The following is a 320-nucleotide window of genomic DNA, read 5'->3' as shown; positions in this document are numbered from 1 at the left end:
TTACCTGAGTATATGTTACCTGGCTTTATGATGCAGATTGATGCCTTGCCACTGACTTCAAATGGGAAGCTGGATGCAAAAGCACTGCCAGAACCAAATGCATTAGCAGGACAGGAATATATGCCACCAAGAACTAAAACAGAGAAAGTCATTACGGACATATTTGAAGAAATCTTAGGAATATCTCCAGTCGGCATAGAGGATAGTTTCTTTGAACTGGGAGGACATTCGTTAAAAGCGACGGCAGCAATTAATGCCATCGAGAAGAAGACAGGGATTCGTTTGCCAGTCAAAGATATATTTAGTTCCCCAACTCCTGT

Annotated in this window: 1 protein-coding gene; it reads left to right on the top strand. The window is 41.9% G+C overall.

The window, feature by feature from the left end; all coding sequences use genetic code 11:
* A partial coding sequence (locus ACNFN4_RS22270; protein WP_233662675.1) for a phosphopantetheine-binding protein occupies positions 1–320 on the top strand: 320 nt, incomplete at both ends.

The sequence above is a fragment of the Bacillus sp. N1(2025) genome, from assembly GCF_053470005.1.
Note: the sequence above shows the minus strand (reverse complement) of the source record. Positions and strands in the feature narration are given on the sequence as shown.